The sequence below is a fragment of the Nocardia sp. NPDC049526 genome, from assembly GCF_044465765.1.
GTDB lineage: Bacteria > Actinomycetota > Actinomycetes > Mycobacteriales > Mycobacteriaceae > Nocardia.
The window spans coordinates 658,870-675,449 of sequence record NZ_JBITMA010000002.1 but is presented as its reverse complement, the minus strand read 5'-3'; the positions used below and the strand labels follow the sequence as shown (position 1 = coordinate 675,449).

15 protein-coding genes and 1 pseudogene are annotated in these 16,580 nt (G+C 66.3%); 11 read left to right on the top strand and 5 right to left on the bottom strand.

The features are described from left to right. Window positions 1-212 precede the first annotated feature (212 nt). The 4 genes from ACIBW7_RS07730 (at window position 213) to ACIBW7_RS07715 (ending at window position 3,853) form a co-directional block, all read left to right on the top strand. Window positions 213-869 (top strand): PadR family transcriptional regulator, encoded by a 657-nt coding sequence (locus tag ACIBW7_RS07730; RefSeq protein WP_397045165.1) that lies wholly within the window; start codon window positions 213-215, stop codon window positions 867-869. 203 nt (window positions 870-1,072) lie between these two features. Then, window positions 1,073-1,981: an esterase/lipase family protein gene (locus ACIBW7_RS07725; protein WP_397045163.1), complete on the top strand. Its 909-nt coding sequence runs from the start codon at window positions 1,073-1,075 to the stop codon at window positions 1,979-1,981. A 65-nt stretch (window positions 1,982-2,046) separates the two neighbouring features. After that, entirely contained in the window at window positions 2,047-2,736 is a 690-nt protein-coding gene (locus ACIBW7_RS07720; protein WP_397045161.1) for a TetR/AcrR family transcriptional regulator C-terminal domain-containing protein, read from the top strand. Between the two features lie 127 nt (window positions 2,737-2,863). Continuing rightward, the gene (locus ACIBW7_RS07715) at window positions 2,864-3,853 is read left to right on the top strand and encodes an NAD(P)-dependent alcohol dehydrogenase (protein WP_397045159.1); all 990 of its coding nucleotides are present in this window, start codon (window positions 2,864-2,866) and stop codon (window positions 3,851-3,853) included. 4 nt (window positions 3,854-3,857) lie between these two features. On the opposite strand, the gene ACIBW7_RS07710 is transcribed toward ACIBW7_RS07715, so the two are convergent. Then, on the bottom strand, window positions 3,858-5,810 hold the full coding sequence (locus ACIBW7_RS07710) for a VWA domain-containing protein (protein WP_397045158.1): 1,953 nt from the start codon (window positions 5,808-5,810) through the stop codon (window positions 3,858-3,860). After that, a complete protein-coding gene (locus tag ACIBW7_RS07705; RefSeq protein ID WP_397045156.1) occupies window positions 5,807-7,201 on the bottom strand; it encodes an ATP-binding protein in 1,395 nt (464 codons plus the stop codon). Before ACIBW7_RS07705 ends, ACIBW7_RS07710 begins: the two co-directional genes overlap by 4 nt. Window positions 7,202-7,429: 228 nt before the next feature. On the opposite strand from ACIBW7_RS07705, the gene def reads away from it, so the two are divergent. The 4 genes and pseudogenes from def to ACIBW7_RS07685 all read left to right on the top strand — a co-directional run bounded on the left by def (window position 7,430) and on the right by ACIBW7_RS07685 (window position 11,323). After that, window positions 7,430-7,993, top strand: a complete 564-nt coding sequence (def, locus tag ACIBW7_RS07700; protein WP_397045155.1) for a peptide deformylase — start codon at window positions 7,430-7,432, stop codon at window positions 7,991-7,993. Then, entirely contained in the window at window positions 7,993-8,916 is a 924-nt protein-coding gene (gene fmt / locus ACIBW7_RS07695) for a methionyl-tRNA formyltransferase (RefSeq protein ID WP_397045153.1), read from the top strand. Before def ends, fmt begins: the two co-directional genes overlap by 1 nt. A gap of 656 nt (window positions 8,917-9,572) precedes the next feature. After that, window positions 9,573-10,904 (top strand): annotated as a pseudogene (locus ACIBW7_RS07690) (RsmB/NOP family class I SAM-dependent RNA methyltransferase); the annotation flags it as partial. A gap of 77 nt (window positions 10,905-10,981) precedes the next feature. Further along, complete coding sequence (locus ACIBW7_RS07685) at window positions 10,982-11,323, top strand: MmcQ/YjbR family DNA-binding protein (protein ID WP_397045151.1); 342 nt, start codon at window positions 10,982-10,984, stop codon at window positions 11,321-11,323. A 6-nt stretch (window positions 11,324-11,329) separates the two neighbouring features. On the opposite strand, the gene ACIBW7_RS07680 is transcribed toward ACIBW7_RS07685, so the two are convergent. After that, a complete protein-coding gene (locus ACIBW7_RS07680) occupies window positions 11,330-12,187 on the bottom strand; it encodes an RNA polymerase sigma factor SigF (protein WP_397045149.1) in 858 nt (285 codons plus the stop codon). Then, entirely contained in the window at window positions 12,187-12,609 is a 423-nt protein-coding gene (locus tag ACIBW7_RS07675; RefSeq protein WP_397045147.1) for an ATP-binding protein, read from the bottom strand. The genes ACIBW7_RS07680 and ACIBW7_RS07675 overlap by 1 nt, the downstream gene beginning before the upstream one ends. A 96-nt stretch (window positions 12,610-12,705) precedes the next feature. On the opposite strand from ACIBW7_RS07675, the gene rpe reads away from it, so the two are divergent. Then, window positions 12,706-13,362, top strand: a complete 657-nt coding sequence (rpe, locus tag ACIBW7_RS07670) for a ribulose-phosphate 3-epimerase (protein ID WP_397045752.1) — start codon at window positions 12,706-12,708, stop codon at window positions 13,360-13,362. 12 nt (window positions 13,363-13,374) lie between these two features. Here rpe and ACIBW7_RS07665 read toward each other — a convergent pair whose 3' ends face one another. Then, complete coding sequence (locus ACIBW7_RS07665; protein ID WP_397045145.1) at window positions 13,375-13,845, bottom strand: hypothetical protein; 471 nt, start codon at window positions 13,843-13,845, stop codon at window positions 13,375-13,377. Between the two features lie 578 nt (window positions 13,846-14,423). Here ACIBW7_RS07665 and ACIBW7_RS07660 point away from each other — a divergent pair. Both ACIBW7_RS07660 and ACIBW7_RS07655 read left to right on the top strand, forming a co-directional pair. Further along, window positions 14,424-15,053, top strand: coding sequence for a riboflavin synthase (locus ACIBW7_RS07660; RefSeq protein ID WP_397045143.1), 630 nt, complete (start codon window positions 14,424-14,426; stop codon window positions 15,051-15,053). Window positions 15,054-15,281: 228 nt separating this feature from the next. Further along, window positions 15,282-16,526 (top strand): bifunctional 3,4-dihydroxy-2-butanone-4-phosphate synthase/GTP cyclohydrolase II, encoded by a 1,245-nt coding sequence (locus ACIBW7_RS07655; protein WP_397045141.1) that lies wholly within the window; start codon window positions 15,282-15,284, stop codon window positions 16,524-16,526. The last annotated feature ends 54 nt before the right edge of the window (window positions 16,527-16,580 follow it).

The following is a 16,580-nucleotide window of genomic DNA, read 5'->3' as shown; positions in this document are numbered from 1 at the left end:
CTTGCCGCGCGCCATCCGGTGGTGACTTGCTCCACGAGGGCAATTCGCTCATGTGACAAGTCCGTCAGCGGGCCGCGCATCGACCGGTGTGTGGCCCGGTCCTCGTTTCAGAGCGCCCGGTCGGTTCGTGTCGCCCATCACGCTTGCATGCGATGCATTGCCGATATATCGTCGATAGCGTGAGATATACACGAGAGCCCGAGGAGGCTGACATGGAGAACATCGAATACGGAGAATTCAGAGGTCGTGGCCGCTGGCGGAAGCCTGGTCACGACGAGGACGACGCCGGTCGTCGCCAGCATCGCCGCGGTGGGCGGCACGGTTTCGGACCCGAGTTCGGACCGGGCTTCGGTCCTGGTTTCGGGCCCGGCTTCGGGCCGGGATTCGGACGTGGGCGCGGCCGCGGCGGTCGGGGCAGGCGCGGTGACGTGCGTGCCGCGGTGTTGTTGCTGCTCACCGAGCGTCCGATGCACGGCTACGAGCTGATCCAGCAGATCAGGGAACGCAGCGACGATGTCTGGCGCCCGAGCCCGGGATCCATCTACCCGGCGCTCGCCCAGCTCGAGGACGAGGGTCTGGTGCTCATCGAGAAGGTCGCCGGTCGCAAGACCGCGAAGCTCACCGAAGCGGGCGAGACCTACGTCGCCGAGCATCGGGACGAACTCGGCGATCCCTGGGCCGATGTCAAGGAGGACGTCGGCACTCAGGCGATGGATCTGCGCGCGCTGATCGGACAGCTGATGGGTGCGGCCGCTCAGGTCGCGGCGGCCGGTACTCCGCAGCAGGCGGCTCGGGCCGCGGAGGTGCTCACCGAGGCGCGTAAGTCGCTATACCGCATTCTCGCCGAGGACGACGCCCCCGAAAAGTAATGGCAGTGTGAAACGTCGCCTGAGCGTGCGCTTTTCGAGCGGATCGGGTACATCATTGTGATATGGAACAGCCGATCGGTCAGTGGGGTTGGGGAGTATCACAGTTCAGGCGAGTGGTGTCTGCCGGTGTCTTGGCCGGAGCCGTATTCTTCGGCTCCGGCGCGGCACCCATAGCGGGTGCCGAACCCGCTGATTCTGCGCCAGTGAGTGCGCAGATCGCCGGATACCGCCCGCCGGATGTACCCACCCAGATCGGTCCGTCCCAATCGGATCATCTGGCCGCGGCGGTGTATCAGAAGGCGCACAAGAACGTGGCCCCCGCTGGTACCAACAACTTCGACTGCAAGCCGACCGCCGAGCATCCTCGCCCGGTCGTCCTCGCACACGGCACGGATTCCTCGGCGTACTCCGACTGGGCGGCCATCGGCCCGCAGATCTCGGCGCTCGGCTTCTGTGTCTTCGCACTCAACTATGGCGGTGCACCCGGCAAAGACACCTGGGGCACCGAGGACATGTGGGTGAGCGCCTATCAATTCGGCGCATTCGTCGACCAGGTACTGGCAGCCACCAATGCCACCCAGGTCGATATCGTCGGATTTTCGCAGGGCGCCAACGTCACTCGCTACTACGTGAACAAGCTCGGTGGCGCGCCGAAGGTCGGTCGGTGGGTCGGCCTCGCATCGCCGAGCTACGGCGGGGTGATGTACGGACTGGTGCCGGTGGCGCAGTCGATTCCGGGTGTGCTGCAGGCCTTCGCGCAGGTCACCTCACTCGCGGCGGTGCAGCAGGTGCAGGGCTCGCCGCTGATGGTCGAACTCAATGCGGGCGGTGACACTGTGCCCGGCCCGCACTATGTGACCATCGGCAGCCGAGTCGACGAGATGATCCAGCCGTTCAGCAATATCGCACTGCACGGCCCGAACGTGGAGAACATCGCACTGCAGGACGAATGCGCGATCGACCAGACCGGTCACTTCCACATGGTCTACGACCCATTCGTGCAGGAACTGTTGCTACGGACGCTGGACCCGGTCCACGCACCGGCTCCGACGTGTCGAGAGGTGCCGCTCGGCACCGGCATTCCCGAGGTCATCATCGCCGGACATTCCTGACGGCCGCAGTTCAAGCCCGGCTCAGCTGTCGATGCCGGACTTACGCCGTATGGGAGGATGCGTAAGTGGCGGCCGAAGTCGAGTCTCGAATCCCATTGAGCCGGATGCGAGTACTTTCCACCGCGATCGGCGTCGCTGACAAGAGTGGTATCGAAGCGCTGACGATGCGTCGGTTGGCGGAACTGCTCGGGGTCGAGGCGATGTCGCTATACCACCACGTGGCCAACAAGGAAGACGTGCTGGACGGCGTCGTCGACGTCATCGCGGGGGAGATCAATCAGGTCGTTGCCGACATCGATGTTCCCGCTGCCGGGGCCGCGTGGAAGCAGGCCGTGCGGCAGCGGATTCTGTCCGCGCGCGAGGTGCTGCTCCGACATCCATGGGCGCCCGGTGTATTCCAGACGCGGACCAATACCAGCCAAGCCGTGCTGCGCTACTACGACGGCTTGCTCGGGCTGATGCGCGAAGGCGGCTTCTCCTACGACCAGACTCACCACGCGATGCATGTGCTCGGTAGTCGTGCATTGGGGTTCACCCAGGAGTTGTTCGATCCCGGCGACGGACCGATGGATGCCGAAGCCATGGCCGCACTCGACGGAATGGCCGAGGCGTTCCCGAATCTGGTCGGGATGCTGCGGGAGGTCGCCCACGACGATCCGGACTCGACGCTGGGTTGGTGTGATGACCAGTTCGAATTCGAATTCGCGCTCGATCTGATTCTCGACGGTCTCGACCGTCTGCGTGAGACTGCTTGATCTGCAACGACTTCGGTCGGCATGGCTCGCGGCAGCCATTGACGAGCCTTACAACGTAAGGGTACCTTACGTTGTAAGGCTTATGAGCGCGGGCGGCGTCTCGGTGCCGAGATCTGAGGAGAACATGATGAAGGCCTATGTCCTTCGCACATTCGGACCACCGGAGCAGCTGACTCTCACCGATATCGACCGGCCGGTACCGGCCGACGACGAGGTGTTGGTTCGGGTGCGTGCCACCTCGGTGCAGCCCTATGACTGGCACTTCCTGCGTGGCGAGCCGTATATCGCGCGGCTGATGGGTGGCGGCGTCGGATTGCGCAAGCCGTCCATCGCCATCCTTGGCGCCGATGTTGCGGGGGTGGTCGAAACTGTCGGCAAGGCGGTGACCGGATTCCAGCCCGGCGCCGAGGTATTCGCGATGCTCAAAGGGGGCGGCTTCGCCGAGTACGTATGCATCCGAGAAAGTGAATTGGCGCCGAAGCCGAAGAACCTGTCGTTCGAGCAGGCGGCCGCGGTACCGCTGGCGGCCAATACCGCGCTGGTAGCCCTGCGGGACGAAGGACGGATCCAAGCCGGGCGGCGGGTATTGATCAATGGTGCGTCGGGAGGTGTCGGCACGTTCGCCGTGCAGCTCGCGCATGCGTTCGGCGCGGTGGTCACCGGTATCTGTGGCACGCGGAACACGGAGCTGATCCACTCGCTCGGTGCGGATGCGGTAATCGACTACACCGCAGCGGATTTCACGCGCAACGGGCAGCGTTACGACCTGTTGGTGGATATCGCGGGAAGCCGCTCGATGTCGGCGTGTCGCCGCGCGCTGACTCCCAAGGGCACCTATGTCGCGGTCGGCGGGCCGGCTGGCCGTTGGGTGCAACCCGCCGGACGGATGTTCGCGGCGTTGGCGCTCGCGCCGTTCATCTCGCAGCGAGTTGCGCTGGCGGATGTGACCCGATGCACTCGGAACAGGGAAAACCTCATGGCGCTGACCGAGCTCATCGAGGACGGAAAGATCAGTCCGGTCATCGACCGGACCTATCCGTTCACCGAAATACCTGCCGCCGTGCGCTACCAGGAGGAAGGCCACGCCACGGGAAAGGTGGTCGTGGTCAACGACTAGCAGATCAACCGCGCCTGCCGTGCAGGTAGTCGCTGACCACGGCGGCGCCGAGTCCGTCGAGGTCCGGGGCAACGACGCGACCGCCACTGCGGCGGGCCACCAAATCGACGAATGCGGCCAGACTCGGGTCGTCGCCGAGCATGAAGACGGTGACCGATGCGCCGAGTTTGGCCAGGGCGTCGACCTGGGCCATTGTCACGGCCAGGGTGCGCGGTGCGGTCGGCCAATTGAAGTACGCCGCACCGTTCGGTTCCAGGTGCGCAGTCGGCTCGCCATCGGTCACGACGAGCACGACGGGCACCGCGTCCGGATGTCTGCGCAGATGGCGCGCGGCCAGGAGCAGTGCGTGGTGCAGGTTGGTGCCCTGTTCCCAAACGCCTTCCAGCGCAGTCAGTTCGCCGATATCGACGGTGGTGGCGTGCCGACCGAAGGTGATCAGGCTCAGTGCGTCGGAGCGGAAGCGGGTGCTGATCAGCTGATGTACCGCGAGGGCGGTGCGCTTCATCGGCAGCCACCTGCCCTCCTGCACCATCGACCACGAGGTGTCGACGCAGAGTGCAACGGCGGCTCGGGAGCGCTGTTCGGTTTCCATGATCTCGACATCGGACACGTCGAGCGTGACGCCGCGACGGCCGACCGACATCGACCGCAGCACCGCATTGCGCACGGTCCTCGGTACGTCCCACGGTTCGGTATCGCCGAACCGCCATGCCCGGGTGGCGCCGGTCGGCTCGCCCGCCGCACCGGCCAACCGGGTATCCCGCTCGCCGCGTCGGGACCGCAACTGCCCAATGACATCGCGCAGCGCGGTCTCACCGAGACGTCGTAAAGCCTTGGGCGTCAACCGAAGTGAGCCGTCCGGTGCTCGTTCGAAAACGCCCTGTCTGCGCAGTTCGCGTTCCAGTTCGGCCAACCGGGCGGCATCCACGCTCGCGTCGTCGCCGAGTTGGCGGGCCAGGGCGTCCAGATCGATATCCTCGAGGCTGGCGCCCGGATAGGACTGGCTGAGCTGTTCGGCGAGCGCGTCGAGTTCGGCGAGATCCTGCAGGGCTCGAGTGCCCGCACCGAGGCCCAACGGATCGTTGCCGCGAAACCGCTGGGCGGAGTCCCAGTCCTCGCCCGGCCGCAGCGCCCGCAGCGCGGCGTCGAGGGCGGCAACCTGCTGGGCAATGCGCGGATCGCCGAATGCCTGCCCGATCAACTCGGCCAGTTCGGCTTGCTGCTCGGCGGACATCGAGTTCAACATGCGTTGTGCGGCGGCGGACCTGGCGGCGAGCGCGTCGATCAGCTCATCGATATCGCGCGGATTCTCCGGAAAGAATTCGCCGTGCTCGGCCATGAATTCGGCGAACTGCTGTTCGGTGTCCGCGCCCCGGGCATGCGCCGCGAGTAGGTCGTTCAGATCGGACAGCATCTGTCCGACGCGCTCGACATCCTCGGGAGTGGTGTTCTCCAGGGCCTGTTTCATGCCCTGGAACCGGGATTCGAGCAGTTCCTGACCGAGCAGGTCGCGGATCTTCTGGTAGTTCTCCTCACCGGTCTCGGATCGCCACTGGTATTCGGCCAGCTCGTTGACGGCGGCCGCGGTGCTCGGCGGCAATGCGTCCAGCTGTGCCTCGGCGAACCTGGCATCGTCGGAGGGATCCGGAAACAGTTCGCGGCGTTCGACTTTCAGGGCCTGCTCGAGCAGTTCGCGGACCTGTTGCAGGGTGCCGTCCAGCCGGTGTCGTCTACTGATCTCGGCGCGGCGCTGCCACACCTGCCGAGTGAGCTCATCGAGCCCCCGCATTTCGCGCATACCGCGGCGCAGCAACTCCTCCAGTGCGGTGCGCGGGGAGCTGCCCTCCATCACGTCGCGCCCGATCTGGTCCAGCGCCTCGCGCAGATCGAGCGGAGGCGCCAGTGGATCGGGTCCGTCGTGATAGGGCCCGTAGGCGTAACGGTCGGGGGCGGTCATGAGCCGTACACCGCGACGCCGTCGTCGGAATCCTTGGCGATCTGGCGAGCCAGGTAGAGGGCTTCCAGCGCGAATTCGACCGCCGATGCGATCCGGGCCGGCGGTTCGTCGGCGCCGACGCCGAGCCGCAGCGCGACCTCGTGCAGGACAGGTAGTTCCGGCAAGGCGGAAAGGACGTCCTTGCCCGGGACGCGTTCGCCGGTGGTGACCAGATGGCCGTCGCCGACCGCCTCCGCCAACGGCCGCAGATTCAGCCCACCGAGCAGCGCACTCCCGGCCTCGGCGAACGAACGCCGCATCAGGTGCGTGAGATGTTCCTGCTCACGACCTTCCTCCCCGGACTCGAATTCCAGCTTGCCGCGCAATACCGCGGGCACGGATTCGAGGTCGACGGGTCGCGCGACCGCGGGACGCTCGCCGGTGAGCGCGGATCTGCGCAGTGCGGCAGCTGCCACCGTCTCGGCGGCGGCCACCGCGAATCGCGCGGATACGCCGGAGCGCTGGTCGATCGCGGACGATTCGCGCAGGTGCCGCACGAACCGGGCCAGCACCTCGATCAGCGGGTCGCCGACCTCGGCCACCAGGTCGGCCTCCTGCCGGACCAGCGCCACCTCGGCCGACACGCTCAGCGGGTAGTGGGTGCGGATCTCCGCGCCGAACCGGTCCTTCAGCGGGGTGATGATCCGGCCGCGGTTGGTGTAGTCCTCGGGGTTGGCGGTGGCGACGAGCAGCACATCCAGGGGTAGTCGGAGGGTGTAACCGCGGACCTGGATATCGCGCTCCTCCATCACATTCAGCAGCGCGACCTGGATGCGTTCGGCGAGATCGGGCAGTTCGTTGATGGCGACGATGCCGCGGTGGGCGCGCGGTACGAGCCCGAAGTGGATGGTTTCGGGATCGCCGAGGCTGCGGCCCTCGGCCACCTTGACCGGATCGACATCACCGATCAGGTCACCGACCGAGGTGTCCGGAGTTGCGAGCTTCTCCGCATAGCGCTCGGAGCGGTGCCGCCAGCTGACCGGCAGGTCCTCACCCAACTCCTCGGCCAATCGGCGACCGGCCGGGCTGATCGGCGCGAGCGGATGCTCGCCCAGTTCGGTACCCGCGATGACGGGTGTCCACTCGTCGAGCAGGCCGATCACGGTGCGCAGCAGTCGGGTCTTGCCCTGGCCGCGCTCACCGAGCAGTACGACATCGTGGCCGGCCAGCAATGCACGTTCCAGCTGCGGCAGGACGGTCCGATCGAAGCCGACGATGCCCGGCCACGGATCGTCGCCGGAACCCAACCGGGACAACAGGTTCTCGCGAATCTCGGACTTCACGCTGCGCGGCAGATGGCCGCCCGCGCGCAACTCGCCGACGGTGGTCGGCAGGTGCTCAGGAACAATCACCCCATCGACGCTACGTCGGTTCGGCGACGCGGTCGATGTTCAGCGCACTCGGAAACAAGCCGGAAATAAGCTTGACAAGCACAGGCGGCCGGGCGGAGGGGTGAACACCCCGCCCGGACCGCACTGGAGTTCTACCAGCTTTTTCCCGTTCGGTCGGGGAGATCGGTGTGAACGGTGTCGCTCTCTAGAATGAGTCGACCGTGTTCATCGTTTTGGGGAGCCGCCACCGTGACCATTCAGCCCGTTCGCCTCTTCGGCGATCCCATCTTGCGATCACGTGCGGCGGAGGTCACCGAATTCGATCGTGAGCTGCGGCAGTTGGTCACCGACCTGACCGAAACCATGCACGACGACGGCGGGGTCGGGATGGCGGCGCCGCAGATCGGCGTCGGTCTGCGGGTTTTCGTCTACGACACCGAGGACGCCAGGGGACATCTGATCAATCCGACCTACGAGGTAGTGGGTGCGGAGGAACAGGTCGGGCCCGAGGGCTGCCTGTCCATTCCCGGGCTGCGCTATGACACACGCCGCGCGCTGCGGGTGCGGGTCGCCGGTGTCGATGTGAACGGTAAACCGGTGGAATTCGCGGCCGAGGGTCTGCTGGCCCGCTGCGTACAGCACGAGACCGATCATTTGGACGGTGTGCTGTTCATCGATCGGCTCGATCCCGCGCAGCGCAAGGAGGCAATGCGCACCATTCGCGAATCCGATTGGTTCAGCGCGGGTATCACCGTGCGCAGTTCGCGTGCGCTCGGCTCGACCGAGGCCGGACCGTTCGGACGGGGTCGCTGATGCGCATTGTCTTCGCGGGCACACCGGAACCGGCGGTCCCGTCGCTGCAGCGTTTCATCGATTCGGAGCGGCACGAGGTGCTCGCCGTGCTGACTCGCCCCGATGCCATCGCGGGGCGCGGACGCAAGGTGCAGCGGTCGCCGGTCGGGCGGCTCGCCGATGAGCACGGCATTCCCGTGCTGACGCCGCGGCGCCCGGCCGAGCCCGAATTCATCGAGCAGCTCACCGAACTGGCGCCGGACTGCTGTCCGGTCGTGGCCTACGGTGCGCTGCTGCCGCAGCAGGTGCTCGATATTCCGCGCTTCGGCTGGATCAATCTGCACTTCTCGCTGCTGCCCGCATGGCGCGGTGCGGCTCCGGTGCAGGCGGCGATCGACGCGGGCGACGAGATCACCGGCGCGTCCACGTTCCAGATCGAGGCGGGCCTGGACACCGGCCCGGTCTTCGGTGTGGTGACAGAAAAGATCGCGGTGACCGATACCGCGGGCTCGTTGCTCGACCGGCTCGCGAATACCGGGGCGGTGCTGCTCGAGAAAACGCTCGACGGCGTGGAAGACGGGACGCTGCAAGCCGTTCCGCAAGCGCATGACGGTGTTTCCTACGCACCCAAGGTGCCGGTCGAGGCCGGGCACATCCGCTGGGATCAGCCCGCGCTGGCGATCAACCGCCGCATTCGCTCGGTTACCCCCGCACCCGGTGCCTGGACCGAGGTGAACGGCACCCGCTTGAAGGTCGGTCCCGTCGAGATGGTCGAGGAAGTCCTGCCGGAACGGACGATCGAGGTCCGCAAGTCCGGCGTCTTCGTCGGCACCGCAACCACCGCGGTCCGCCTCGATCAGGTTCAGCCGCAAGGCAAACGCATGATGTCGGCCCTCGACTGGGCCCGCGGTGCGCGCCTGCAGGCCGGCGCGGTGGTCGAGTGACCACGCCGAATCGCAAGTCCGCCGTCGACGCTGGTTGGCTCGCCCGCGCGACGTCAGCGAAAAGTGGTGCACAACAGAAGAATTCGCAGTCCAAACGGCGCGACGACGAAGCCCGACCGTGGCGCACCGACCAGATCCGCGGCGCTGCGCCGCGGACCCAATCAGAGCGGCGGAATATGACCGATCAGCGCAAGCCCGCATCATCGGGGGACAGTTCGTCGCAGCGCAAAGGTTCGGGCTCGGCGCAGGGCAAAGGCTCGGTGCGCGGTGGATGGCAGGGCGGTGGAGCCGGCGGGCAGGACGATCCGGCACGGCGTGGCGATGCCGCGAGGCGGTCTTCGGCACGGGATGACAGCCCCCGGGACGCAAGACGGCCTGGCGATGACCGACGCGGGGGCACGTCATCTTCCGCGGACCGGCGTGGCCGTTCACACGAAAGCGATGCGGCGTCCGGCAGGCAGCGGCGGGCCGAACGCCCGGCGAAGTCCAGTTCGGCCGGATCGAGCGAGGGGCGACAGGCTGCGGGCGGTGATGAGCGGCGTTCGAATCGTGCGCGGGGTTCGGCTGCAGCGGCAGGCCGAGCCAGTGGCGCTTCGGGCAGGCGTGTCGATGCAACGAAAGGTCGCGGGCGGCAAAAGGATTCGGCCGCGCACGGCGATCCGGTGCGGCTGGTGGCGCGGGATGTATTGCGGGCGGTGCGGGAGCGGGAGGCTTACGCGAATCTGGTGCTGCCAGGGCTGCTGCGCGACCGGCGGATTTCGGGGCGGGATGCGGCGTTGGCGACTGAACTGACCTACGGGGCCTGCCGTTCGCTCGGGCTGCTGGATGCGGTGATCGCGGCGGGTGCTGGGCGGCCGGTCGACGAGATCGATGGGCCGCTGCTGGATGTGCTGCGGCTCGGGGTGTATCAGTTGCTGCGCACCCGGATCGGGGCGCATGCGGCGGTGGATACCTCGGTGGCATTGGCGCGCACGGAATTCGGTGCGGGCAAAGCGGGTTTCGTGAATGCCGTGCTGCGGCGGGCGGGGGAGAAGTCGGTCGACGAGTGGGTGGATGAACTCGCGCCGCGAGATCCGGTGGGCCGGTTGGCATTCGAATTCGCGCATCCGGTGTGGATCGCGCAGGCATTCGCGGATGCGCTCGGCGCGCGGGCCGGGGAGCTGCGGGACGTGCTGGCAGCCGACGATGCTCGTCCGATTGTGCATCTGGTGGCTCGTCCCGGCGATATCACCGCCGAGGAACTGGCCCTGGTGACGGGCGGCGAAGAGGGCAAGTGGTCGCCGTACGCGGTCTACCTCGACGGCGGCGGCGATCCCGGCAAGCTGGAGCCGGTCCGCGAGGGTATGGCGGCAGTACAGGACGAGGGCAGTCAACTCGTCGCACTCGCGCTGACCCGCGCCGAACTGGATGGTCCGGACAACGGCCGTTGGCTCGACCTGTGCGCAGGACCCGGCGGCAAGGCGGCCCTGCTCGGCGCGATCGCCGCAATCGACGGCCATCGGGTGGACGCGGTCGAACCGGCAGAACACCGCGCCGAGCTGGTCCGCAAGACCGTCCACGACCTACCCGTCGACGTGCACGTCGCCGACGGCCGCGATAGCGGGCTCACTCCTGGCTTCGACCGCATCCTCGTAGACGCCCCGTGCACCGGCCTCGGCGCACTGCGTCGCCGCCCGGAGGCCCGCTGGCGGCGCACCCCCGCCGACGTCGCCGAACTGGTCGTCCTGCAACGCGAACTCCTCGCCGCCGCATGGGATCTCCTGCGCCCCGGCGGCGTCGTCCTCTACTCGACCTGCTCCCCACACCTCCTGGAGACCGTCGCCGTTGTCGCCGACGCCGTCCGCCGCACCGGCGCCATCCAACTCGACACCCGCGACCTCCTCCCCGGCGTCACCGATATCGGCGATGGCCCCGGCGCCCAACTCTGGCCCCACCGCCACGGCACCGACGCAATGTTCCTCGCCGCCCTGCGTAAACCTCTCGAGTAACTTCTGACCCCAGGTGGCAGATCGCCGAGGCGACATTCGTCCAAGACTCGGGCAGGTCGGCGGCGCAGACTGATCGCATGGCGATGACATGGGAGCAGGTGGTGGCGCTGGCGACCGAACTGCCGGAGGTGGCGGAATCGACGTGGTGGCGCAGTCCCGCTCTTAAGGTGAGTGGTAAGGGGTTCGCGCGGTTGCGGTCGGAGGTCGAGGGGGGACTCGTGCTGCTGTGCGAGATGGCGGAGAAGGAGGCCATGCTCACCTCCGGTGACCCGGCCTTCTACACCACCCCGCACTATGACGGATATCCCTACATCCTCATCGACCTCGACCGGATCGAGCCCGATCAACTCCGCGAGCTGCTCGACGCCGCCTGGTGGTTGTCGGCGCCCGCGAAACTCCGCAAACAGCAGGCACGCTGACTCTGCTCAGTCGCGGGCCGACTGTTCGCGCAGGCGGGCAAGGGTTTTCGCGAGAATGCGCGAGACGTGCATCTGCGAGATACCCATGCGCTGGGCGATCTGGGTCTGCGTCATCGATTCGAAGAACCGCATGGTGAGGATGCGGCGTTCGCGTTCCGGGAGTCCGGCGAGCAGCGGACGGATCGCGACATACTCCTCGACCCGGTCGAATTGGGATTCCTCCTCGCCGAGGGTGTCCAGCAGCGATGCCTCGGTATCGCGCCCGAGTGAGGCGGCATCGATGGAGCTCGGCTGGTAGGCGTTGCCCGCGATGACGGCCTGGGTCACCTCGTCGGGATCCACATCGAGTTCGGCCGCAATCTCTTTCGCGGTCGGGGAGCGACCGAGGGATTGCGAGAGCGCGTCGATGGCCGCGCCGATGCGCAGATGGGTCTCCTTCACCCGTCTCGGTACCCGCATGGCCCAGGTGTTGTCGCGGAAATAGCGACGCACCTCACCCATGATCGTCGGCACCGCGAAGGACAAGAAGTTCGAGCCGCGCGAAATATCGAAACGGTCCACAGCGTGCACCAAACCGACCCGCGCCACCTGCGTGAGATCGTCGAACGGCTCACCGCGCCCACTGAATTTGCGGGCGATGTGATCCGCGAGCGGAATGCACCGGCTGATCAGCTCGGCACGCAGTGCGGTATGCCGCGCGGTACCCGGTTTGCTGGCGGCGAGCTGCTCGAACAGCGCGCCGACATCGTCGTACCCCGCGCCGGAGGCCTGGAGGGTTTCGACTTCCTCAGCGGCTTCTTCGGTCAGCACGGGTTCGGCGTCGTCGTCCTGCTGGGCGTCGGACACGGTGTTCTCGTCCGCCACTACGCTTTCCCCCGGACCCGACGGAACTCCACCGTCGTCGGATATCCGGATGCGGCCGAGTCGAATGGGTCCTGTGTCGCTTGTACTTCATCGGTGAGGGTACGCAGTACATGCCAGCCGAAGCTGCGCTGATCCGGCAGCCCCTCCGTCCCGGCGAGGCCGGTGACCTTGACGAGCAATTCGGAGTCACCCACGGTGAACCGGCAGTGCAGGCTGGTCGCCGGTGCTGCGACCGCGATCAGCGTCGAGCACACCTCGTCCACGGCCAGCCGGATGTCGGCCACCTCGTCGAGGGTGAAATCGCTGAGCAGCACCAGTGTTTCGGCGAGCCCGCGCACGATCGGCAGCTGCGTCACCGACGCAGCCACCCGAATCTCCACCGGGGTGCTGTAGAGCCCCTGTTCCGCCGAAATGTTGATCACCCTATGCAGGCTACCCACTCCCGGCCGGAGCAACCCTAGGTACCGGTAAGCTCCCGCGATGTGTCCTCTTCGACGTTTACGCGCCCGACCACGCCGATGATCGCCCCGTCCATCCTCTCCGCCGACTTCGCACGCCTCGCGGATGAGGCAAAAGCAGTGCATGGCGCCGATTGGTTGCATGTCGATGTGATGGACGCACACTTCGTGCCGAATCTCACTCTCGGACTCCCGGTGGTCGAAAGTCTGTTGAAGGCCACCGACATTCCGCTCGACTGCCATCTGATGATCGAGGATCCGGCCCGCTGGGCTCCGCCCTACGCGGAGGCGGGTGCGTACAACGTCACCTTCCATGCCGAGGCGACCGACGATCCGATCGCCGTCGCGCGCGATATTCGCGCGGCCGGCGCCAAGGCCGGTCTTTCGGTGAAGCCGAATACGCCGATCGAGCCGTATCTGGAAATCCTGCGCGAGTTCGACACACTACTGGTGATGAGCGTGGAGCCGGGCTTCGGCGGACAGTCGTTCATCACGCATGTGCTGGAAAAGGCGCGCATCGTACGTCGACTGGTGGACGCGGGCGAACTGCGTTTGATCGTGGAAATCGACGGCGGCATCAATGCCGACACGATCGAGGCCGCCGCGGAGGCGGGCATCGATTGTTTCGTCGCCGGATCCGCGGTCTACAACACCGCCGATCCGGCTGCGACCGTGGAAAAGCTGCGGCAGCAGGCCGCGGCGCTGCGCAGCTCCTAGGTCGCGAATCTGCTAGCGGGCGGGCACTTTCCGGCTGCCGATGGCGCGCGTCGCCTCGATCACCGCGCTGAGCGGTGGCAGGGTCGTCGCGTTCTCCGGCGGCTGGATCCAAGTGCGATAGCCGGTGCGCTCGTCATCCGGTGAGGGCAGCACGACCTGGCTTCCGGTGCAGGCGACGGTCGCGTAGAGGCGGAACAGCTCCGCGGAGACGGCCGCGCTGAGGGTATCGGGCCGGGCGGGGCCGGTGATGAAGGTCCAGCGCCTGGCTCGCGGATGGTGCACCACCGGTGCCGGGATCTGCGCCTGGGTGAGCTGCTGCTGCACCCCTTCGCCCAGCTCAGCGGGCATCGTTATAGCGCCGTAATGGGTGCCGATATGGAGCAGGATGCGGCGGGACGTCGGGTCGATCGATGCCGGCATATGGAATTCGCGCCGGTACTGCACACAGCGAACTTCCAGCGTCGAATCGACAAGAGTGGTCACGCAACACCCCCATTAGTGTCGAACCTGATTTGACCCACTGCTGTATCCAGCTTCCTCGAGTGGTGGATTTCCCTGGGTCGAACTCGCCGGACCGCGTCCGGCCGGGTCGAACCGTTCCGCACCGAACTGCTCCGGATTGAAGTTGAACGATAGGAATCAGCTGCATAACAATCTTGCGACCATTTTCGGACCCGCGCAAGGTTTTGGTGTAAGTGTGTCTCGGCTGGGTATTTCTCCCTGTTCGACTCTATGCGCGATGGATGAAATCCATTCGTGTGGTCACGAAAGTAGGAATGAATAAATGTCGTCGGCGGGGGAGCGGCGACTTTTTCGCACGGCCATGCATTATTTCGCTTCGAAAAATAATTGGCGCTGGTTCGGCGCGGCCTGAGGTGCCCTGCGGTCTGCTTCCCCAGGGACTTGCCGAGCCACGGTATCGACCGGCCGCTGGTTGGAACCGCGGTGTCGTCTACGACCCGGCGTCGTTAGGCTGAGGAGGGATCGGCGTACCGACGGGAATAGTCGCCGAATCCCGGTTGTTCGGCAACCGTAGAAACGACGCGACAGGGAGTCAAGGCATGTTCACAGGCATCGTCGAGGAACTCGGCGAGATCGTCGCCACCGAAGAGCTGGCCGATGCCGCTCGGCTGACGATCCGGGGCAAGCTGGTCACTTCCGATGCCGGACACGGTGATTCGATCGCCGTCAACGGCGTCTGCCTCACCGTTGTCGATGTGATCGACGGCGATTCGTTCACCGTGGACGTGATGCAGGAGACGCTGAACCGCTCCAGCATCGGCGGACTCGATACGGGTTCGCGGGTGAATCTCGAGCGCGCGGCCGCGCTGAACAGCAGGCTCGGCGGCCACCTTGTGCAGGGCCATGTCGACGGCACCGGCACCGTGCTGGCGCGCACGCCCTCGGAGAACTGGGAGGTCGTGCGGATCTCGCTGCCCGACGCGATCGCCCGCTATGTAGTGGAGAAGGGTTCGATCACCGTCGACGGCATCTCGCTGACCGTCTCGGGCCTCGGCGTCGCCGACGCGCCCGCCGCCGACGGCAATCGCGACTGGTTCGAGGTCTCGCTTATCCCGACCACCCTGTCCATGACGAACCTCGGTGCGGCCGTCGCCGGTACCAAGGTGAACCTGGAAGTCGATGTCATCGCCAAGTACGTCGAACGCCTCCAGCAGCGCGGCTCTGTCTAATTGCCGCGCCTGCGGCGCGGCGTGTTCGCGGCCCCCGGGTGTCTCGCGTCCGAGCGGTCGAGACTCGCGACTGCGTCGCATGCGCTTCGACCGCTCGGACGCGAGACGGGCCGCGAACGTCGCTCGTAAGACTCGCGCCGTGATGGCTGGTCGGGCGGCTCAGCGTCGGCTTATGGCCAGTCGACTACTGTATGTGAGGCACCTATTTCGAGATGGAGCACAACAGACGTGACCAGGTTCGACACCATCGAGCGCGCAGTCGCCGATATCGCTGCCGGTAAGGCGGTTGTCGTCGTCGACGACGAGGACCGTGAGAACGAGGGCGACCTCATCTTCGCGGCAGAAAAGGCGACCCCCGAGCTGGTCGCCTTCATGATTCGCTACACCTCGGGTTATATCTGTGTGCCGCTCACGGGTGAGGATTGCGATCGGCTCGGCCTGCCGCCGATGTACGCGCAGAACCAGGACAAGCACGGCACCGCCTACACCGTTTCGGTCGATGCCAGGGAGGGCATCACCACCGGTATCTCCGGCGCCGACCGTGCCACCACCATGCGACTACTCGCCGATCCGAACGCCAAGGCCGATGATCTGACCCGGCCCGGTCATGTGGTTCCGTTGCGCGCCAAGGAGGGCGGCGTGCTGCGTCGTCCCGGGCACACCGAGGCTGCGGTCGATCTGGCGCGGATGGCCGGATTGCAGCCGGCCGGTGTCATCTGCGAGATCGTCAGCCAGAAGGACGAGGGCCATATGGCCCGCACCGAGGAACTGCGCGTATTCGCCGACGAGCACAACTTGGCGCTGATCTCCATCGCGGAAATGATCGCCTGGCGGCGCAAGCACGAGAAGCAGGTCATTCGGGTCGCCGAGGCCAGGATCCCCACGGCGCACGGCGAATTCAAGGCCGTCGGCTATCAGAGCATTTACGACGATGTCGAACATGTCGCGCTGGTGCGCGGCGATATCGATGACGGCGACGATGTGCTGGTGCGGGTGCATTCCGAATGCCTCACCGGTGATGTCTTCGGTTCGCTGCGCTGCGATTGCGGTCCGCAGCTGGACGCCGCACTGGAGATGGTGGCTCAGGAGGGTCGCGGTGTGGTGCTCTACATGCGCGGACATGAGGGTCGCGGCATCGGGCTGATGCACAAGCTGCAGGCCTATCAGCTGCAGGATTCGGGCCACGATACCGTCGACGCGAATCTGGAGCTCGGTCTGCCCGCCGACGCACGCGACTACGGCACTGGCGCACAGATCCTGGTGGATCTCGGGATTCGGTCGATGCGCCTGCTCACCAACAATCCGGCCAAGCGCGTCGGACTGGACGGCTACGGGCTGAAGATCACCGACCGGGTGCCGATGCCGTTGCGCGCCAACGCCGAGAACCTGCGGTACCTGCGTACCAAGCGGGACCGGATGGGTCACGACCTGATCGGGCTGGACGAACTCGATCTCGGCGAGACCGCCCAGTGATTTCTCACCTCGACGCAGCCTGGAAAGGACACCAGTGAGCGAGCGCAGCGAGCG

Coding starts and splice junctions, on each gene's coding strand:
- ACIBW7_RS07730 (WP_397045165.1), top strand. CDS start 213: ATGGAGAACATCGAATACGGAGAATTCAGAGGTCGTGGCCGCTGGCGG.
- ACIBW7_RS07715 (WP_397045159.1), top strand. CDS start 2,864: ATGAAGGCCTATGTCCTTCGCACATTCGGACCACCGGAGCAGCTGACT.
- ACIBW7_RS07710 (WP_397045158.1), bottom strand. CDS start 5,810: ATGACCGCCCCCGACCGTTACGCCTACGGGCCCTATCACGACGGACCC.
- fmt (WP_397045153.1), top strand. CDS start 7,993: ATGCGCATTGTCTTCGCGGGCACACCGGAACCGGCGGTCCCGTCGCTG.
- ACIBW7_RS07685 (WP_397045151.1), top strand. CDS start 10,982: ATGGCGATGACATGGGAGCAGGTGGTGGCGCTGGCGACCGAACTGCCG.
- rpe (WP_397045752.1), top strand. CDS start 12,706: ATGATCGCCCCGTCCATCCTCTCCGCCGACTTCGCACGCCTCGCGGAT.
- ACIBW7_RS07660 (WP_397045143.1), top strand. CDS start 14,424: ATGTTCACAGGCATCGTCGAGGAACTCGGCGAGATCGTCGCCACCGAA.